The sequence below is a fragment of the Actinomadura rugatobispora genome, assembly GCF_055379765.1.
This window is the reverse complement of record NZ_AP029191.1, coordinates 9,051,084-9,067,462: the sequence shown is the minus strand read 5'-3', so window position 1 is coordinate 9,067,462 and position 16,379 is coordinate 9,051,084. Positions and strand designations below refer to the sequence as shown.

Annotated in this window: 14 protein-coding genes; 8 read left to right on the top strand and 6 right to left on the bottom strand. The window is 69.2% G+C overall.

All coding sequences use genetic code 11. The annotated features are described in order from the left end of the window. Positions 1-250: 250 nt before the first annotated feature. From ACZ466_RS40860 to ACZ466_RS40850, 3 genes are read left to right on the top strand one after another with little or no spacing between them, the layout of a single operon-like run. Entirely contained in the window at positions 251-1,411 is a 1,161-nt protein-coding gene (locus ACZ466_RS40860; protein ID WP_378285889.1) for an argininosuccinate synthase domain-containing protein, read from the top strand. 18 nt (positions 1,412-1,429) lie between these two features. Next, positions 1,430-2,413 (top strand): aldo/keto reductase, encoded by a 984-nt coding sequence (locus ACZ466_RS40855; RefSeq protein ID WP_378285888.1) that lies wholly within the window; start codon positions 1,430-1,432, stop codon positions 2,411-2,413. Then, a complete protein-coding gene (locus ACZ466_RS40850; RefSeq protein WP_378285887.1) occupies positions 2,410-3,138 on the top strand; it encodes a sulfotransferase-like domain-containing protein in 729 nt (242 codons plus the stop codon). Before ACZ466_RS40855 ends, ACZ466_RS40850 begins: the two co-directional genes overlap by 4 nt. Before the next feature lie 81 nt (positions 3,139-3,219). On the opposite strand, the gene ACZ466_RS40845 is transcribed toward ACZ466_RS40850, so the two are convergent. Together ACZ466_RS40845 and ACZ466_RS40840 are read right to left on the bottom strand one after the other, a co-directional pair. Continuing rightward, the gene (locus ACZ466_RS40845; RefSeq protein WP_378285886.1) at positions 3,220-4,011 is read right to left on the bottom strand and encodes an AfsR/SARP family transcriptional regulator; all 792 of its coding nucleotides are present in this window, start codon (positions 4,009-4,011) and stop codon (positions 3,220-3,222) included. Positions 4,012-4,658: 647 nt separating this feature from the next. Then, complete coding sequence (locus ACZ466_RS40840; protein WP_378285885.1) at positions 4,659-5,066, bottom strand: hypothetical protein; 408 nt, start codon at positions 5,064-5,066, stop codon at positions 4,659-4,661. 614 nt (positions 5,067-5,680) lie between these two features. Here ACZ466_RS40840 and ACZ466_RS40835 point away from each other — a divergent pair. The 3 genes from ACZ466_RS40835 to ACZ466_RS40825 all read left to right on the top strand — a co-directional run bounded on the left by ACZ466_RS40835 (position 5,681) and on the right by ACZ466_RS40825 (position 8,140). Continuing rightward, positions 5,681-6,469 carry an SGNH/GDSL hydrolase family protein gene (locus ACZ466_RS40835; protein ID WP_378285884.1) on the top strand — a complete coding sequence of 263 codons (789 nt, stop codon included), beginning with the start codon at positions 5,681-5,683 and terminating at the stop codon, positions 6,467-6,469. A gap of 813 nt (positions 6,470-7,282) precedes the next feature. Continuing rightward, positions 7,283-7,687, top strand: a complete 405-nt coding sequence (locus ACZ466_RS40830; RefSeq protein WP_378285883.1) for a hypothetical protein — start codon at positions 7,283-7,285, stop codon at positions 7,685-7,687. Between the two features lie 312 nt (positions 7,688-7,999). Continuing rightward, positions 8,000-8,140 carry a hypothetical protein gene (locus ACZ466_RS40825; RefSeq protein ID WP_464041875.1) on the top strand — a complete coding sequence of 47 codons (141 nt, stop codon included), beginning with the start codon at positions 8,000-8,002 and terminating at the stop codon, positions 8,138-8,140. A gap of 222 nt (positions 8,141-8,362) precedes the next feature. On the opposite strand, the gene ACZ466_RS40820 is transcribed toward ACZ466_RS40825, so the two are convergent. After that, positions 8,363-9,115 carry an SDR family NAD(P)-dependent oxidoreductase gene (locus tag ACZ466_RS40820; protein ID WP_378285882.1) on the bottom strand — a complete coding sequence of 251 codons (753 nt, stop codon included), beginning with the start codon at positions 9,113-9,115 and terminating at the stop codon, positions 8,363-8,365. 143 nt (positions 9,116-9,258) lie between these two features. On the opposite strand from ACZ466_RS40820, the gene ACZ466_RS40815 reads away from it, so the two are divergent. Both ACZ466_RS40815 and ACZ466_RS40810 read left to right on the top strand, forming a co-directional pair. After that, a complete protein-coding gene (locus tag ACZ466_RS40815; RefSeq protein WP_378285881.1) occupies positions 9,259-10,188 on the top strand; it encodes an AraC family transcriptional regulator in 930 nt (309 codons plus the stop codon). A 139-nt stretch (positions 10,189-10,327) separates the two neighbouring features. Then, positions 10,328-10,882 carry a dihydrofolate reductase family protein gene (locus tag ACZ466_RS40810; protein ID WP_378285880.1) on the top strand — a complete coding sequence of 185 codons (555 nt, stop codon included), beginning with the start codon at positions 10,328-10,330 and terminating at the stop codon, positions 10,880-10,882. A 322-nt stretch (positions 10,883-11,204) separates the two neighbouring features. On the opposite strand, the gene ACZ466_RS40805 is transcribed toward ACZ466_RS40810, so the two are convergent. Genes ACZ466_RS40805 through ACZ466_RS40795 form a run of 3 tightly spaced genes read right to left on the bottom strand, consistent with a single transcriptional unit; the run spans position 11,205 to position 16,277 of the window. Then, positions 11,205-12,479 (bottom strand): MFS transporter, encoded by a 1,275-nt coding sequence (locus tag ACZ466_RS40805; protein WP_378285879.1) that lies wholly within the window; start codon positions 12,477-12,479, stop codon positions 11,205-11,207. Then, positions 12,466-14,520, bottom strand: coding sequence for a hydantoinase/oxoprolinase family protein (locus ACZ466_RS40800; RefSeq protein WP_378285878.1), 2,055 nt, complete (start codon positions 14,518-14,520; stop codon positions 12,466-12,468). Before ACZ466_RS40800 ends, ACZ466_RS40805 begins: the two co-directional genes overlap by 14 nt. After that, positions 14,517-16,277, bottom strand: coding sequence for a hydantoinase B/oxoprolinase family protein (locus ACZ466_RS40795; RefSeq protein ID WP_378285876.1), 1,761 nt, complete (start codon positions 16,275-16,277; stop codon positions 14,517-14,519). Before ACZ466_RS40795 ends, ACZ466_RS40800 begins: the two co-directional genes overlap by 4 nt. Positions 16,278-16,379: the final 102 nt, after the last annotated feature.

The window sequence follows — 16,379 nt, the reverse complement described above, 5'->3', positions numbered from 1 at the left end:
AACCTTCTTCATCCCGTCTTCCGGTCGAACAGGACGTGGGATGGCCATGGGGACGAGCCTGCCGGAGCGCGGTTTCCGGCTGGTTCTCAGGTGGTTCTCATGCAGTTCTTGCCGCGAGAACCACCTGAGAACCGCCTGAGAACCGCGCAGAAACCGCGTTTTGCCACGCTCGGCCCCGTGATCGTTCAGACAGGAGCTCAGGGTTCACTGAGTGCCGGATCGCGCCCGCCCGACAGCGCAGGGAGAATTCGTGGGGCCTTCCAAGAATGACGAACGCATCGGACTCCTCCAGTCGGGCGGGCTTTCCTCCCTGGCCGTCGGAGTCTGGCTTCATGAACTGCCCGCCCCGGCCAGGCATTACATAGCCGACATCGGCCAGTCGGACCGCGCGGAGATGGACGCGCTCGCCGCTTCGTTGCGAAGATTCGGCGACGAGGTCTCCGTGATCGACCTGAGATCGTCCATGGCCGCGGTGGCGTCGGATCTGCTCCGGTATCGCGCCCGTCACGACGGCGGCTACTGGAACACCACCGGTGCCGCGCGCTTCGTGCTCGTCAGCGAGGTCACGCCGCTGATGCGGGCCGACGGATGCCGGCGGTTCGCCCACGGCTGTGTCGGCGGGGGCAACGACCAGCGCCGCTTCGCGCGCTACGGCGCCCAGATCGCCCCGGAGCTGCCCATCATCGAGCCGTGGACGGACCCGCAGGCGCTCGAGCGGTTCCCCGATCGCCGGACCATGCTCGAGGCCGTCGTCGAGCACGGGCTGGATCTCGACCCGGGCAGCGGCGCCGAGCGGTCCACCGACGCCAACCTCGCCGGGATCTCGCACGAGTCGGCCGAGCTGGAAGACCTCGAAACGCCGGTCACCCGGCTCGATCCGCGGTGGAGCAGATGGCCCGGGCAGACCCCGGACGAGCCCGAGACCGTCACCGTCGTCTTCCGCGACGGACGGGTCGCCGACGTCGACGGCAGCGGGCCCGACCCGGTCGAGTGGATGGCGCGGGCCAACCAGGTCGGTGCGAGGCACGGCATCTGGCTGCGCGATGTGGTCGAGCGCCGCATCATCGGCACGGTCTGCCGGGGCATCTACGAGGCGCCCGGCCTGGAGCTGCTGGACCGCGCGTGGACCCGCGTCCTGCAGGCCGGCCTCGACCCCGCGGGGCGCGATCTCTACGATCGGCTGGCCTCGACCCTGGGCGACGCGATGTACGAGGCGCGCTGGCTCGAGCCGGCAGCGCACGCGGCGCGGGACGCGATCGACCGGCTCGTCGGCGAGCTCGACGGCAAGGTGACCCTGTCCGTCCACCGGGGCATCGCCCGGGTCGATCGGATGAAGGTCGTCGCCCGCGTGCCCCAGCAGACCCGGTTCGGCTCGGGCGGCAACCGCTGGAGCCGGATGGCCGCCGTTTAGGCATGGAAGGAGACAGCGATGCGCGAGCGTCGATTCGGCCGGTTGGACTGGACGGTCAGCGAGATCGGCCACGGCATGTGGGGCATAGCCGGCGGCGAGGGCGGATGGTCAGGAGCCGAGGACGAGGCCGGCAACCATGCGCTCGACGAGGCGGTGCGGCTCGGGTGCACCTTCTTCGACACCGCCTGGATCTACGGCCGCGGGCACAGCGAAGAGATGCTCGGTCATCTGCTCAGAAGGCACCCGGAACACCGGCCGTACATCGCGACCAAGCCCCCGCCCAAAGACCTCAAGTGGCCCTCCACCCGCGACTCCGAACTGTCTGACGTATACCCGCCGGATCATCTCTGGGAATACCTGCACCGCAGCCTCAAGGGGCTCGACGTGCCATGCGTCGACCTGTTCCAGTTCCATGTCTGGGAGGACGCCTGGGCGGACGACAAGGCCTGGCAGGACCCCATCATCGAGATGAAGGAACGCGGGCTGATCAAGGGGGTCGGCATCAGCGTCAATCGCTGGGAGCCCTGGAACGTCCTGCAAACCCTGAACACCGGCCTGATCGACACGGTCCAGGTCATCTACAACATCTTCGACCAGGCCCCCGAAGACGAACTGTTCCCGGCCTGCCGAGAACTGGACATCGCGGTGATCGCACGGGTTCCCTTCGACGAAGGCACGCTCACCGGCACCCTCACCCGTGACACCCGCTGGCCCGAAGGCGACTGGCGCAACTCCTACTTCGTGCCGGAGAACCTCGCCGCGAGCGTGGAGCACGCCGAACGACTGGCGCGGATCGTACCCGAAGGAATGACCATGCCCGAACTCGCGCTGCGCTTCATCCTTCAGAACCCTGACGTCGCCACGGTCATCCCCGGCATGAGCAAGGTCGCCCATGTCCGTGCCAACATCGCCACCAGCGACGCCGAACCTCTGAGCGAAGAACTGATGGCGCGGTTGCGCGAACACCGCTGGGACCGCCAACCCACCGCGTGGTCGCAATGAGCGCCGCGCCGAAGCCCATCGTGTTGTGGGCCGTGCCCCGATCGCGGTCGACGGCGTTCCTGCGCATCATGCTGGAGCGCGGCGATCTCGAGGTCGTCCACGAACCGTTCTCGTACCTGCAGATGGACGGCCACTTCGATGTGGCGGGCAGGCGGGTCACGTCGACGACCGAATTGCTCGACGTGATGTTCGAGGTCAACGCCAACAAGCGCCGGGTGTTCGTCAAGGACACCTCCGACTACGACTACACGCCGCTGCTCGAGGACGAGCGCCTGTTCGGCGACGTCGTCAACACGTTCATGATCCGGGAGCCGGCGGGCGCGATATCGTCGCACTACGCGATGAACCCCAAGGCCACCCTGGACGAGTACGGATTCGAATACCTGCACACCATCTTCGAGGCCGTGCGAACGACCACCGGCGAGGTCCCCCTGGTGGTCGACGGCGACGATCTCGTGGCCGATCCGGAGGCGACGGTCCGGGCTTATTGTGAGCGGGTCGGGCTCGAATTCATGCCCGAGGCGATGCGCTGGGATCCCGGTGAACGAACGAACTGGCAGCGCAAGGCCGCGTGGCACTCGGAGGTCGCCGAGAGCAGCGGGCTGGTGGCCAAGGCACCTCCCAAGCAACGCGAAACGCCCGACACCAACGAACACCTGCGCCGCGTCGCCGAGCACCACCGACCATTCCACGACGCCCTCGCCCGCCACCGCCTCGCCGGCTAGTGGCCGCGTTCACCTCCGTGCCTTCGCTCGCGCGGCGGCTGAGGCAGAAGGCCATGCGTCCCGCTAGTCCCCCAGGCGCATCTAGGGGGCTAGTCGGGTGAGTATGGTGGCCGGAGGATCCAACGCAGGATCGTTGACGAGAATCGCCTGTTCCAGCTCGCGAAGCTCCGGGCCCACGTCCAGGCCCAATTCCTCGACAAGAACACGGCGGCCTGTTCGATAGACCTCGAGCGCTTCGGCCTTGCGGCCCAGCTGGTAAAGCGCGAGCATGAGCTGGGCCCGCAGCCGCTCCCGGAAGGGGTTTTCGGCGACGAACCTGTAGAGGTCGCCGATGATGTCCGCATGGCAGCCCCGGGCCAGCTCGACCTGCATCAGCTCTTCCACGACCGCCAGACGCTGCTCGGTCAGCCGCGCGGACTCGTCGCGCGGGGTCGGCAGATGTTCTTGACCTACATACGCCGCACTTTGCCACAGGGTCAGCGCCTTTCGGAACTTCTCGGCGCCTTCCGCGGCATGCCCGGCGCTGACCTTCGCGCGCCCATGCTCCACGAGCTCCTTGAAGTGGAGCGCGTCCAGTTCTCCGGAATTCACGGCGAGGACGTAACCCGGCGGGCGGTGTTCGATCCGCCGTATTCCGTCCAGCCTACGGCGCAGACTGTGAATCTTGACCTGCAGGACTTTGCCGGCGGTCCGGGGAGGACGCCCTCCCCACAGCTCCTCGATCAGGCGATCGGCCGGTACGACGACATTCGGTGTGCACAGCAGAACGGCCAGCAGGTCACGCATGTGGGGTGACAGCCGGATGGCGCGCTCTCCATTCCACACCTCCATCACCCCGAGAATGCGAAACTGCATCTTCACCTCACCCTCCATGAGTCCACGATGTCACCCCGCGACCTCGACCGGCAGTCGTCGATGGCGGCACAGCCCCAGGCTCCGCGGCGATCCGTACTCCGTCGACGAGGAGGGAGTCCCGCCGCTGGGCGATGCGGCCGAATTCGTCGATCCGACACGCACAGTCATCCGTGCGACCTTCCGTCGAGACCTCAAACGACAGAGAGTTACAACGGAAGTATCGGCGACGCTACGCGCCTCCATCTCCCGAAAATCACGGGAACACTCCCCAGCCATGAACGACCCAAACTTGTTGGTCAACATGATGTCAACTTGATTCACCTAGACCGACTCCCCCATGCCTTTCCTTGTGCCATCACCCCTGGTCAGACTGCTCCAAGAGAAGTGGATCTTCCACCCGCCAAGCGACGGCCCGCCCAGAAGCCGACTCGGCGTCCTGGACGATGGCAAGAGAGATCACCGTGACGCAGTGACTCACCTTCCAAAAGTGATCATTCAGTTTTCACCTAGGGTGATGTCTGCACGCCAGGCCCACGCCGCAGGTGATCCCGAGTTTCGCAACCGTCCGCAATTACCGCGTCACGCACCGCACACCCGCAAGACGAATGCCTATTTTGCCCACCTCCCTCTGAGATTCGGCAGGCTCGATGCACGGAACCGACGACCTAAACAAGATGAACGACTCCTTTAAAACGCGACGAATAGACAGTGAACCCATTGCATCCCTCGGCGGTCCGGTCGATTTCACGCAGGCTGCGACCACATTCGTGCGGTGTCGCGCCGCGTTGCGTCACGCTCTCCCAGTCAGGCCCAGCGGCGAGGACGCGGATCGCGAGCCAGTTGTCGCCGTGCGGGTCCACCGGGGCCACGACGCCCTGCACGAGGAGGATCACGGCGTGCCGGGTGTCGACGAAGCTGGTGCATGTCAGGGCCAGGTCGCACTCCCCCGCCCAGCGGAGGGGCTGAGCGGTTTCCGCCGCGAAGACCATCACCATGGCGAGGCCGATCCGCAGCGCCGGGCTAGATCCTGTCCCGCGACGGTCAGCATCGGGGACTGAGCACAGCGTCTTCACCGGTTGCCAGTCGGTTCCGGCCAGGCGGGTGATCGCCGCGTACCAGGCGTTGGAGCCGCCCGGGCCATTCGCCGAAGCTCACACTCTGCCACCAGCTGATGAAGTACAGCGCCCCGGCGACCCGGAGCCGCCCGGGCGGCGGCGTACGTGAGGAGCAGCCGGCGTCGTCGGACCACAGCTAAAGCGATCGATCACAGAGTTCTTCACGTCCGCCTACTTGCTCAGCGCGCGGCGTCACAAGGAACCTGCGGACAGCCGTTGCCACTGAGAATGATCTCGGTGTCCTGAACCCACGATCTGGGCGGACGGTTTGTTCGTCGTGGTCCTGGAGCATGCGCATGACGGTTGCGGGTGAGGAGTGCCATCCCCTCTCCTTGCCGGTGGTGATGACGAACCGGGCGGCCATGTCGAGCAGACTTGGCTTCTGATCGCGCACGTGGAGGGCGTGAGAGGGCACGCGGCGACCGGGCGCTTCCACCGCTCTGCAGCGACGCCTGACGGCAACTACTTCTTTCAGCTCCCCAAACTGCCCAGCGGACTCGGGCCACCCCACCCCGCGTGAGTGCGCTTCAAGATCGTCTCCCCCAGACGGGGGCAGGTGGAAAGATCCACGCATGAACGTCCCATTGCGTTACGCCGCTCTCGGCAGTTCGTTCGCCGCCGGCCCGGCCATCGCTCCGGTTGTGGACCCCAACGCCATGCGGTCGGGCAGGAACTATCCGCATCTACTGGCAGGGCGTCTCGGCGCGGAGCTGACCGATCTGACCACATCCGGCGCGAGCACGGCGACGATTCTGGACCAGTCGCAGGTGACCATAACGGGTGCGGAGTATCCGCCCCAGCTGTGGTCAGTGCCGGAGTCGGTGGATCTCGTCACGGTCACCGCCGGCGGCAACGACCTGAACTATGCAGGGTCGATGCTGTTCACGGCGTGGCAGCGCGTTCAGCCGGACGGCCCGTTCACGACAATGATGGCCGCCGGTTTCGCGGACGGTATTCCGGTGCCGACGGCGGACGATGTGGAGCGGACGGCGGCGGGGCTGGCGCAGATCGTCGAGCGGGTCCGTGTTCGCGCGCCACGGGCGCGGGTGCTGCTGGTCGACTATCTGACCGTGATCGGCGGCGACACGGCGCCAAGCGATGAGGTGCCGTTCGAGCCGGGGGAGATCGAGGCATTCCGGGTGATCCAGTCGGCGTTGGAGGCGGCGTACACGGCGGCGGCCGACCGGACCGGGGCAGAGCTGGTCGCGGTGTCGCAGGCCAGTCGCGATCACGCATTGGGTACGGCCGAACCATGGGTCGCGTCCTTCGCACCGGACTTGATGGAGACCGCCGGGTCGTTCCATCCGAACGCGGCAGGCATGGCGGCGGTCGCCGACCTGCTTGGAGAAAGACTCCATTAAGAGGACATAACAAAATGCGTGCGTAGCGCTACGCGCCGTGATGGCTGGTGTGTTGTCGGGGCATGGGCATGGGCGGGCGCGTGCCGCCGGGTTGAATAGCGCATTGGCGAATCTGGTGAGCGCGGAGGCCGGGATCAGCGCGGGCACGGTGGTGGAGCAGGCGACGGCTGGGCCCTGACGGCCGTCATCGCCACCGACCGGTGTCGCGCTGCAGCTGGTGAGCCGTGACCGGACCGGCGGCGAGGCGGTGCCGGCCCACATCCTGACCCTGCTCACCGCCGACGCCCGCTGACGCTTCCCCAACGGATCCGAGCGCGATCGATGACGCGGAGCCAGGCGTTAGGCAAGTTCGCCTGCGGGGTCCGGCGCGGCGACGAGGCAGGGACGCGCCGGTGGTGACCCGGCTGACGGACGGCACGGTGTGCGGCGATCGGGTCGAGGTCAGCAGCCAATTCCTGGCCTTGCCGGAAAACGCCGTCGACCTCCAGCAGCGCCCGCCGTTCCAAGGCCGAGCCCCTGGAAGCAGGGGGCTACTGCCAACTCATCGATCCTGATCAGCCCCTCCGCCACCCGATCCGGCCCGACCCGGGCTGTGGCATCGGGATAGCACCGATCGGACGGGAAAGGCGCCTGCGTCGTCCATGCCGTTCCGGAACGGTCAACGCCGTCCGTCCCGCTGAAGGCTCCGGGCACACCACCCGGGTCCTGCTGGACGTTCCCGGCTTACCGCCGAGCTGGCGGTGTTCGTCGATCCGCACACCGCGCAGGTACGCGGAAAGCTGGAGAGCTACGGCAACTCAGGGGGCACTGCTCGTGCGAGCCTGGATCTCCAACCTGCACCGCCACCTGCACCTGGGCGAGACGGGGCGCTTCTACAGCGAACTGGTGGCCTGCTGCTGTGGCTGGGCCCGACGCCGCCGCGCCGGCCGCAAGCTCCGCGGCCTCCTGACCCCCGAGCGCGGCACGCCTGGGCGGCGACGGCCGTGTCCGGGCACGGCGCCATCGGTCTCCACCGGCCTGACCTGGTCCAAGCACGCGGGCACCAACGTCGAGGACCTGCGCTGGTCGACGCCGGAGCCCACGTCGACCACGCGGCCTCCGACGTCGGGATGGAGAAGGTCGCAGGCCGCCGCGGGCAAGAACCTGTGGCAACCGCGCAAGATCACCTGGCCGGACGGACCGGGCGGCGACTACGTCGTCATGAAGATCGACAAATAGTGGCCCCAGCGCCTCCCGCAGGGCAGGGACCGCCGAACCCGCCGCAGCTCCCCCACAGAACAAAAGACCCAGCCCGCAGGCACCGGCAGCTGACACGGCCCGGCCGCTGGACGATTCTCGCAACGTCTCCAGCGGCCGTTCGGGACACGATCCGCACCACGGCACACGACGGGTGTCGGGGCGACGGGCATGTTTGGCCGCCTTCTGTGCCATCGCTGTGCCGGTGCGGTCCCAGGCCATGCTGCCGACAGCCGGGCCCGGCGACTCACCATTGTCCGGCAGTTCTTCCGCTCCGCTCGAACCCACAAGATCGTGCTCGTCATCGTGCAGAACAGCACCCTCGACCATCAGCGGCGCTGTTCCGGCATCGCTGCCGTCGACCGGACGGTCCAGCTCGGGCGGCGGCCGCCCCGGGTGCCACTGGACCCGGCGAGCCGGATGATCCTGCGGTAATGCCTGCCAGGTCGCCAAGGGCACCAAGGCCGACCGATCCCCTTCACCGCCTAGTACTACAGTCGCGTTCATGACGCGCGTGTCCGCGTCGCTGGTACGCACGACCGTCTTCCACGACGGCCCCTGCAAGACGATCGCAGACGTCGAGTACGCGATGTCCGGTCGACCGGCGCAACAACCAGCGCCTGGGACTTCAGATGCCACCCACCGTGTGGTGACTGCTCAGATCTGGTTCGCGCCTCCGTCAACGTAGAAGTTCGCGCCGACGACGTAGCTGCTCTGTTCCGAGGCCAGGAAGGCCACGACTGCGGCGGCCTCCTCAGGCTGACCCATGCGGCCCCTGGCCACGGTCGCGGCGACATTCTCCTTGACGGCCCTAGCGGTCTCCTCGTCGCCGAAAGCGGCGGTGCCCCCGGGAGTCTCGATCCATGCCGGCGAGACCACGTTGACCCGGATGCCACGGCCCTTGAGCTCGTTGGACCACGTCCGTGCGAAGGACCGGACGGCCGCCTTCGACGCCGCGTACGCGCCGAACGCCTCTACTCCGCGGTCGCCGGCGGTCGAACCGACCAGGACGATCGAGGCTCCGTCGTTGAGCAGCGGCAGGGCCTTCTGCACGGTGAACAGCGTGCCTCGGACGTTGACCGCGAAGGTCTGGTCGAAGTGCTCCTCGGTGGTCTGCTCCAGCGTCACGAACGCACCGACCGCCGCGTTCGCCACAAGCACGTCCAAACCCTTGCCTCGCGCCCGGACCGCCTCGTAGAGCCGGTCCAGGTCCTCCGGCTTCGAGATGTCACCGACGACCGCGGTGGCCCGGTCCGCTCCGATGGTCTTGACGGCGGCCTCCAGTTCGGCCTCGCGCCGGCCGGTGACGAACACGTACGCGCCCTCGTCCGCCAGCCGTACGGCGGTGGCCAGACCGATCCCGCTGCTTCCTCCGGTGACCACCGACGTCTTGCCATTCAGCTGTCCCATGGGGGTGTCTCCATCACTCTCTCGATGCCGATCCGTGCGACATCGATACTGCGGGAGATCGGGGATACTATCCATAATGCAGCGTCCGGCGTTCTTTACGTATCGTCCAGGAGGTGTCGTCGGTGCTCGGCTTTGGGGATCCAGTGGCTGACGCGATCGGCCTGCTCAGGCCCCGCACGGTGATCGGGCCCAGCCTCCGGGCCGTGGGTGAGTGGGCGTTGCGCTTCGACACGTTCTTGCACGTGCGGGTCGGCGGCCTCGTGCGCGGCACGTGCTGGTTGATCCTCGAAGGGCACGAGCCGGTGCTCCTGCAGGCGGGTGACACCTTCATGCTGGGCAACCCGCCGCCTTACGTGCTGGCCGGCACGCTCGACGCAAGCCCGCGCCCCGCGGAGCCGGTGTGGGCGGGCGCCGAAGACGGGTTCGTGCGGATCGGCCCGGAGTCCGAGGACGACCTCTACCTCTGCGTCGGGCACATCGCGTTCGACGACGGGAACGCGGCCCTCCTGACCGATCTTCTGCCGCCGCTCGTGGTCGTCCGCGTGGCCGATCCTCACGGCAGGCGGCTCGCGCAGCTGATCGATCTCCTGGCCACCGAGGTCGGGGCCGCCGCCGTCGGCGGCCCGCTGGTGCAGAACCACCTCGCACAGATCCTGCTCGTGCACATGCTGCGCGCTCACGCCGGTCAGACAGACCGGCCCACAGGCTGGCTGGGCGCCCTGAACGAGGACGGCATCGGTGCCGCCCTGCGCGCCATGCACGCGGACGTGGCCCACTCCTGGAGCCTCAAGGAGCTCGCCGAGATCGGCCACATGTCGCGTTCCGCGTTCGCCCAGGCCTTCAAGAGCCACGTCGGGGTCCCGCCCCTGGAGTACCTGATCCAATGGCGCATGAGCCTCGCGCGCGACGCCCTCGCCCGCGACACTCTGTCGATCTCCGAGCTCGCACGGGCCACGGGCTACCTGTCCGAGAGCGCGTTCAGCACCGCGTTCCGCCGCGTGGTCGGCTCATCGCCCGCACAGTTCCGGAACCGGGCACGGCAGCCACCGCGTTCGGCCGCGAACGGAAGCTGAAGGAGGCGTCCTGTGCTCAGCAGTGAGCTCGCCGGGCTGGCCGGCGTGACCGTGCCGTTCGGCCGCCATACCTGCGATTAGTTCCGGCGCTCCATCGGGTCTCTACTCTGGACGACCGCTACGACCAAAGAGGAGTCTCATGGGCAAGGTCATCTACTGGATGAACACCTCGATCGACGGCTACATCGCGGATCCTGACGGCGGCATGGACTTCATGGAACCGGCCGAGGACTTTCGCCTGGCGGCCAACGACCATGTCCGCCGGATCACGGCGTTCCTGTTCGGGCGGCGGCTGTTCGAGGCGATGGAGAAGCCCTGGACTCAAGACCTCGGCCAGGAAGGCGCCCCGGCCATCGAGCGGGAGTTCGCCCAGCTCTACAAGGAGACGCCGCGGTACGTCTTCTCCGACACCCTCCAGACCGTCCCCGAAGGGGTCACGATCGTCCGTCGGAAGGACGCCGTGTCCGCGGTGACGCGCCTCAAGCAGGAGATCGACGGCACCCTCCAGCTCGGCGGCCCAGAGCTGGCCGCCTCCCTGGTGGACCTGATCGACGAGTTCTGGGTGTACACGTTCCCCGTGATCATCGGGGAGGGCAGGCCATACCTGCCCGTAGGGAAGAAACTGCTGCTGCGCCCGGTCGAGCACCGTTCCTTCGCCTCGGGAACCACGTTCCGGCGCTACGTACGGTCCTGACCGCCCAGGAGCGGACCCCGCACGGGCGTACAACACAGCGGCTGTACGCCCGTGCGTGCTCCTGGACGAAGTGGCGCGCGCGTCACTGAACCAGCTCGTTGGAGACGATGACCAGACTCCTCACGCTCGGTGAGACCTGGAACAGCAGCCGGGGGCGCCCCTGCCGAGACGGTCATGATCTTCCGCTAGCCGTACCAGCAGCGGCAACGGGTGCAAGCGCCGTGTCGTCGGGCCAGGGGTACGGCTCGCCGCGGGTGTCTCGGTAGCGGTCGACCGTGGTCATGTCGGGTCGGCGCTGAGCCGCGGCGGCGACCGGTGGGGTTCATAGGCCGCTTCTGGCGATCGGGTGCGAGGGCGGCGTGGCGTGGACAGGCTCATCGATGGTGGCGATGCCCAGGCCGCGGGTCTCCGGGAAGACCCAGGCCCACAGGGCCACACCGGCGTACAGGACGGTGGCGGCGAGGAAGATCGGCGTGTAGCCGGAGCGGTCGATGACCGCTCCGGCGATGATCGGCGGGAGGGCGGAGGTGCCGCGCGCGATCTGCAGGGCCGAGGAGACCCCGGTCGAGCGGAACGCCGTGGGGAAGACCTCGGTGAACAGGGTGCCGAAGATGGTGGGGGCGTTCGACCCGAAGTACAGGACGAAGAACGGCACCAGGATCCACGCCGTGTCGAGCAGCGTGGCCCCTCCCAGGTAGACGATCAGTCCGCCGGTCGCGGCCAGCGCCATGATCAGGGAGAGGGTGGGGCGGCGGCCCCATCGGTCGCAGGCCCAGGAGCCGAACAGGCAGCCGACCAGCCCGGCGAACGCGGTGAAGAAGATCCACCAGGATGCGTCGGACATGCTGAACCCGCTCGAGACCAGGTAGTCCGGGAGCAGGGTGGTGACGCCGTAGTAGGCCCAGAAGTACATGATCGCCGCGATCAGGCACTTGAGGAGCGGGACGACGAAGGAGCGGCGGGCGTACTCGCGGGGGGCCGGACGGGCCGCCGCGGCCGTTCGTTCCCAGGCGGGCGACTCCGGTGTGTGCGCCCTCAGGTAGATGACGAGCAGGACGGGCAGGCCGGAGATCGCGAACGTCCATCGCCAGCCGACCGCGGGCAGCACGTGCCCGCCGACGACCGAGGCGAGCATGATCGAGAGGAAGGCGCCGCCGTAGAACAGGCCGCCCCACCAGCCGCGCCGCTTGGGGCCGATCGCCTCGGAGATCAGCGACTGGCCGACACCGTACTCGCCGCCCAGGCCCATCCCGGCGATGGCGGTGAGCACCAGCAGGACCTCGTAGTTCGGGCTGAGCGCGCGGGCGAACGTCGCCAGCGTGAACATCAGCACGGTGATCACCAGGACGCGGCGGCGGCCGATCCGGTCGGCGAGCACCCCGAAGAGCACCCCGCCGACCGCCATGAAGATCAGCGAGGTGGAGACGATCCACGCGCCCTGAGCCCCGGAGAGCCCGAACTCCTTCTTGATCGGGATGAGCATGAAGGTCAGCAGGAACACTTCGTAGTAGTCGAAGAGCCAGCCGAGGAAGGCCCCGAGGAACGCGCCGCGCTCCTTCTTGCCGAGGCGCAGCCTGCCTTCGCTAGTGTCCGGCATCGCGGCCTCCTGTCACAGGCCGGGTGAGGATGAGCGTTCCGGCGGCGGCGGGACGGGCCCGCCAGCCGGATCGGACGAGGATGGTCGTGTCGTCCTGCGTCACGATCGCCGGGCCCGCCAGCTCCCCCGTGACGCCGGCCCGGGACAGCACCGGAACGGTCGCGAAGCCGCCGGTCTCGGGCAGATAGACCTGCCGCTCGGTCCGTGTGGGTGCGCCGCCGTGCCCGCCGACCCGGTGGTCGGTGCCCGGCGCGGCCGCGGTGGCGCGGACCGCGGTGATCTCCACGCGGCCGTGCGGGTCGTCCTGCCCGTAGAGGCGGCGGTGCAGGTCGGCGAAGTCGGTCTCCAGGCGGCCCACCATGTCGGCGCCGCCGGTCACCGGTACGGTCAGCTCGTGCGACTGGCCGACGTATCGGGCGTCCACGGCGAGCCGGACGGTGATGGCGGACGGGTCGGCGCCGGCCCGCTCGATGTCGCTGCGGGCCGCCGCGGCGATCTCGTCGAGCCGGGCGCGCAGGTCGGCCGGGTCGAGATCGGCGGTGCCGTGCTGGAAGGTGCGCCAGCGCGGCACCTTGACCTCGGCGGTCAGCAGCCCGTACGCCGACAGGACGCCGGGGTGCGGGGGGACGAGGATCTCGGCGATGCCCAGGTCGGCGGCGATGGTGCAGGCGTGCATCGCGCCCGCTCCGCCGGAGGCGACCAGGGCGAAGTTGCGCGGGTCGTGGCCGCGGCCGACCGACACGACCCGGACGGCGGCGGCCATCGCGGCGCAGGCGATGCGATGGACGCCCCAGGCGGTGGCCACCTCGGTCATGTCCAGCCGTTCGGCGACCTGCCGGATCGCCTTGGCCGCGAGGTCGCGGGACAGCCGCAGGCTGCCGCCGGCCAGTCCTTCTTCGCCGAGGAACCCGAGCAGCAGGTTGGCGTCGGTCACCGTGGGCTCGGTGCCGCCCCAGCCGTAGGCGGCGGGCCCGGGGGCGGAGCCGGCGCTGCGCGGGCCGACGCACAGGCTGCCGGCGGCGTCCACGTAGGCGACGCTGCCGCCGCCGGCGCCGATGGTGTGCACGTCCACGGTGGGGAGCCGCAGCGGCTGGCCGCCGATCTCGCCCTCGTCGTGGGTGAGGGCCTGCCCGTCCACGATCATCGCGACATCGGTGCTGGTCCCGCCCATGTCGAAGCCGAGCACGTCGGGACGGCCGGCGGCGCGGCCGATGGCCGCGGCGCCGGCGGCGCCGCCGGCCAGGCCGGACAGCAGCGTGCCGACGGCGCGCTCCTCGATCAGCTCGCTGGCGACGATGCCGCCGTGCGACTCCATGACCTGGAGCGGCACCCGTACGCCGGTGTCGGCGAGCCGGGTGCGCAGGCCGGCGATGTAGCGGCCGATGAGCGGGCGGATGTAGGCGTCCATCGCGGTGACCACGAGCCGTTCGAACTCGCGGAACCGCGGGTCGATCCGGGACGACAGGCTGACGATCACGCCCGGGTGGCGCTCCTCGATGATCTCCCTGGCGCGCTGCTCGTGCCGCGTGTCGACGAACGAGAACAGGAAGGAGACGGCGATCGCGGTGACGCCGTGCCGCAGGACGAGCTCGTCGGCGGCACTGGCGACGGCGTCGGTGTCGAGCGGTTCGATCTGGGTGCCGTCCGGGGCGATCCGTCCGGGGACGCCGTACACGCGCTCGGGCGGGCAGAGGAAGTCGGGCGTGTCGGAGCCGGTGAACAGGTCGTACATCTGCCGCCGCTTGCCGCGGCCGATGTGGAGGGTGTCCTGGAAGCCCTCCGTGGTGATGATCCCGATGCGGGCGCCGTCGTGCTGGAGGACCGCGTTCGTGCCGACCGTGGTGCCGTGCACGATCGAGGTCACCTCCGCCGGGGAGGCGCCGGCGGCGTCCAGGGCCTGGCACAGGCCCTCGATCAGGCCCACGCCCGGGTCGTGCGCCGTGGTCGGGACCTTGGCGATGGTCGCGGCGCCGCCGTCGTCCGGGCAGACGATGATGTCGGTGAAGGTACCGCCGATGTCGATTCCAACCGAGACGGTCACGCGTCGCGCTCCTTGTCCTCGAGGTCCTCACGGTCGTGCCGGGCCGCGGACGAGCGGGCCCGCTCGGTCGCCGCGGCGTCCACGTCGCCGTCGCCGGTGACGACGACGCCGTACAGGTCGCGCGCGGCGTCCCGGGTGACCCGGCGGTCGCGCACGTCCCGGGCCACGTCCTCGGCCGGACGGGTGTGCGGGTCCCCGTAGCCGCCCCCGCCGGACAGGCGGACCCGCAGCCGGTCGCCCTCGCGGAGGTGCACCATCGTCTTGGACGGCAGCGACTCGGCCGTGCCGTCGGCACGTTCCACATCGCCGTGGCTGAACGGGGCGCCGAGGCCGCCTCGCAGGCCCCAGGCGTGCGTGGTGTGCCGCTCGCCCCGGTAGTTGGCGCTGGCCGAGCCGGCGGTCAGGGTGAACACCTTCTCCGTGCCGCAGCCGCCGCGCCAGCGCCCGGCGCCGCCGGAGTCGGCCCAGATCCGCCAGCTCAGCACCCGTACCGGCGACTCCATCTCGATCGCCTCGGCCGGAACGTTCATGCAGTTCGAGGCGCTGGCCTCGACCGCGTCCACCCCGTCGAGGCCGGGCCTGGCGGCCATCCCGCCCATCCCGATCTCGCTGGTCACGTACGTCCTGCCGGTCGCCGGGTCGGTGCCGCCGAAGTTCATGACCAGGAGCTGGCCGCTCTGCGCGGCGGGCATCCGGTCCGGTACGGCCTGGGCGAAGCAGCCGAACAGCGCGTCGCACAGCCGCAGCACCGTCGCGGTGCGCGAGTTGACCGGTGCCGGCTCGTGCGGGTTGACCAGGCTGCCGGGCGGCAGCGTGATCTTGACGCCGCGGTAGCAGCCGCTGTTGTTCGGGATGTCGGGGCCGGTGACGGCGCGCAGCACGTAGTAGACGGCGGCGATGGACGAGGCCGGGACGCAGTTGTAGGGGCCCTTGGCCTGCGGTGCCGTCCCGGTGAAGTCGACGTGCAGGTCCGAACCGGCCACGGTGACGGTCGCGCGGATCTCCACGGGGCGGCCGATGTCCACGCCGTCGTCGTCCATGAAGTCGGTGAAGGTGTACGCGCCGTCGGGGATCTCGGCGACGCGGGCCCGGGTCAGCCGTTCGGAACGGTCCAGCAGCGCGGCCATGACCTCCTCCAGCACGGTGAGGCCGACCTCGTCCACCAGCTCGCGCATCCGGTCCTCGGCGAGGTGGCAGGCGGCGAGTTGGGCGCGCAGGTCCCCGAGCACCACGTCCGGGGTGCGGACGTTCGCCCTGATCATGTCGAAGATCGGGGTGACCGGCTCGCCCGCGTCGAACAGCTTCATCGGCGGCAGCCGCAGGCCCTCCTGGTACAGCTCGGTGGCGTTGGGCGGCAGGCTGCCGGGCACCATGCCGCCGATCTCCTGATGGTGCGACATCGTGGCGGCGATGCCCACCATGTCCGCACCGTGGAACAGCGGCCGCAGCACCGCGATGTCGGGCAGATGGGTGCCGCCCGCGTACGGGTCGTTGAGGATGAAGACGTCCCCCGGTCGCATGGTCTCCGCGGGCCAGCGTTCCAGCACCGACCGCACGGACGGGATCATGCAGCCCAGGTGGATCGGGATCGCCGCCGCCTGGGCGACGTTGTCGCCCGACCGGTCGAAGACCGCGGCCGAGGCGTCCAGTCCCTCCTTGACGATGGCCGAGTAGGCGGCGCGCAGCAGCGCCGTCTCCATCTCGTCGGCGATCGCCGACAGCCGGTATCTGACGACTTCCTGGGTGACGGGGTCCACATGCACTCCTGTCGGATCGCGAACCGGGGAATCGGCCTGGCGGGCGCGGCCACGTGTTCTTGACGGTCGATACTCACGGTGGGTCCCCGAGCCCAGCAAGAT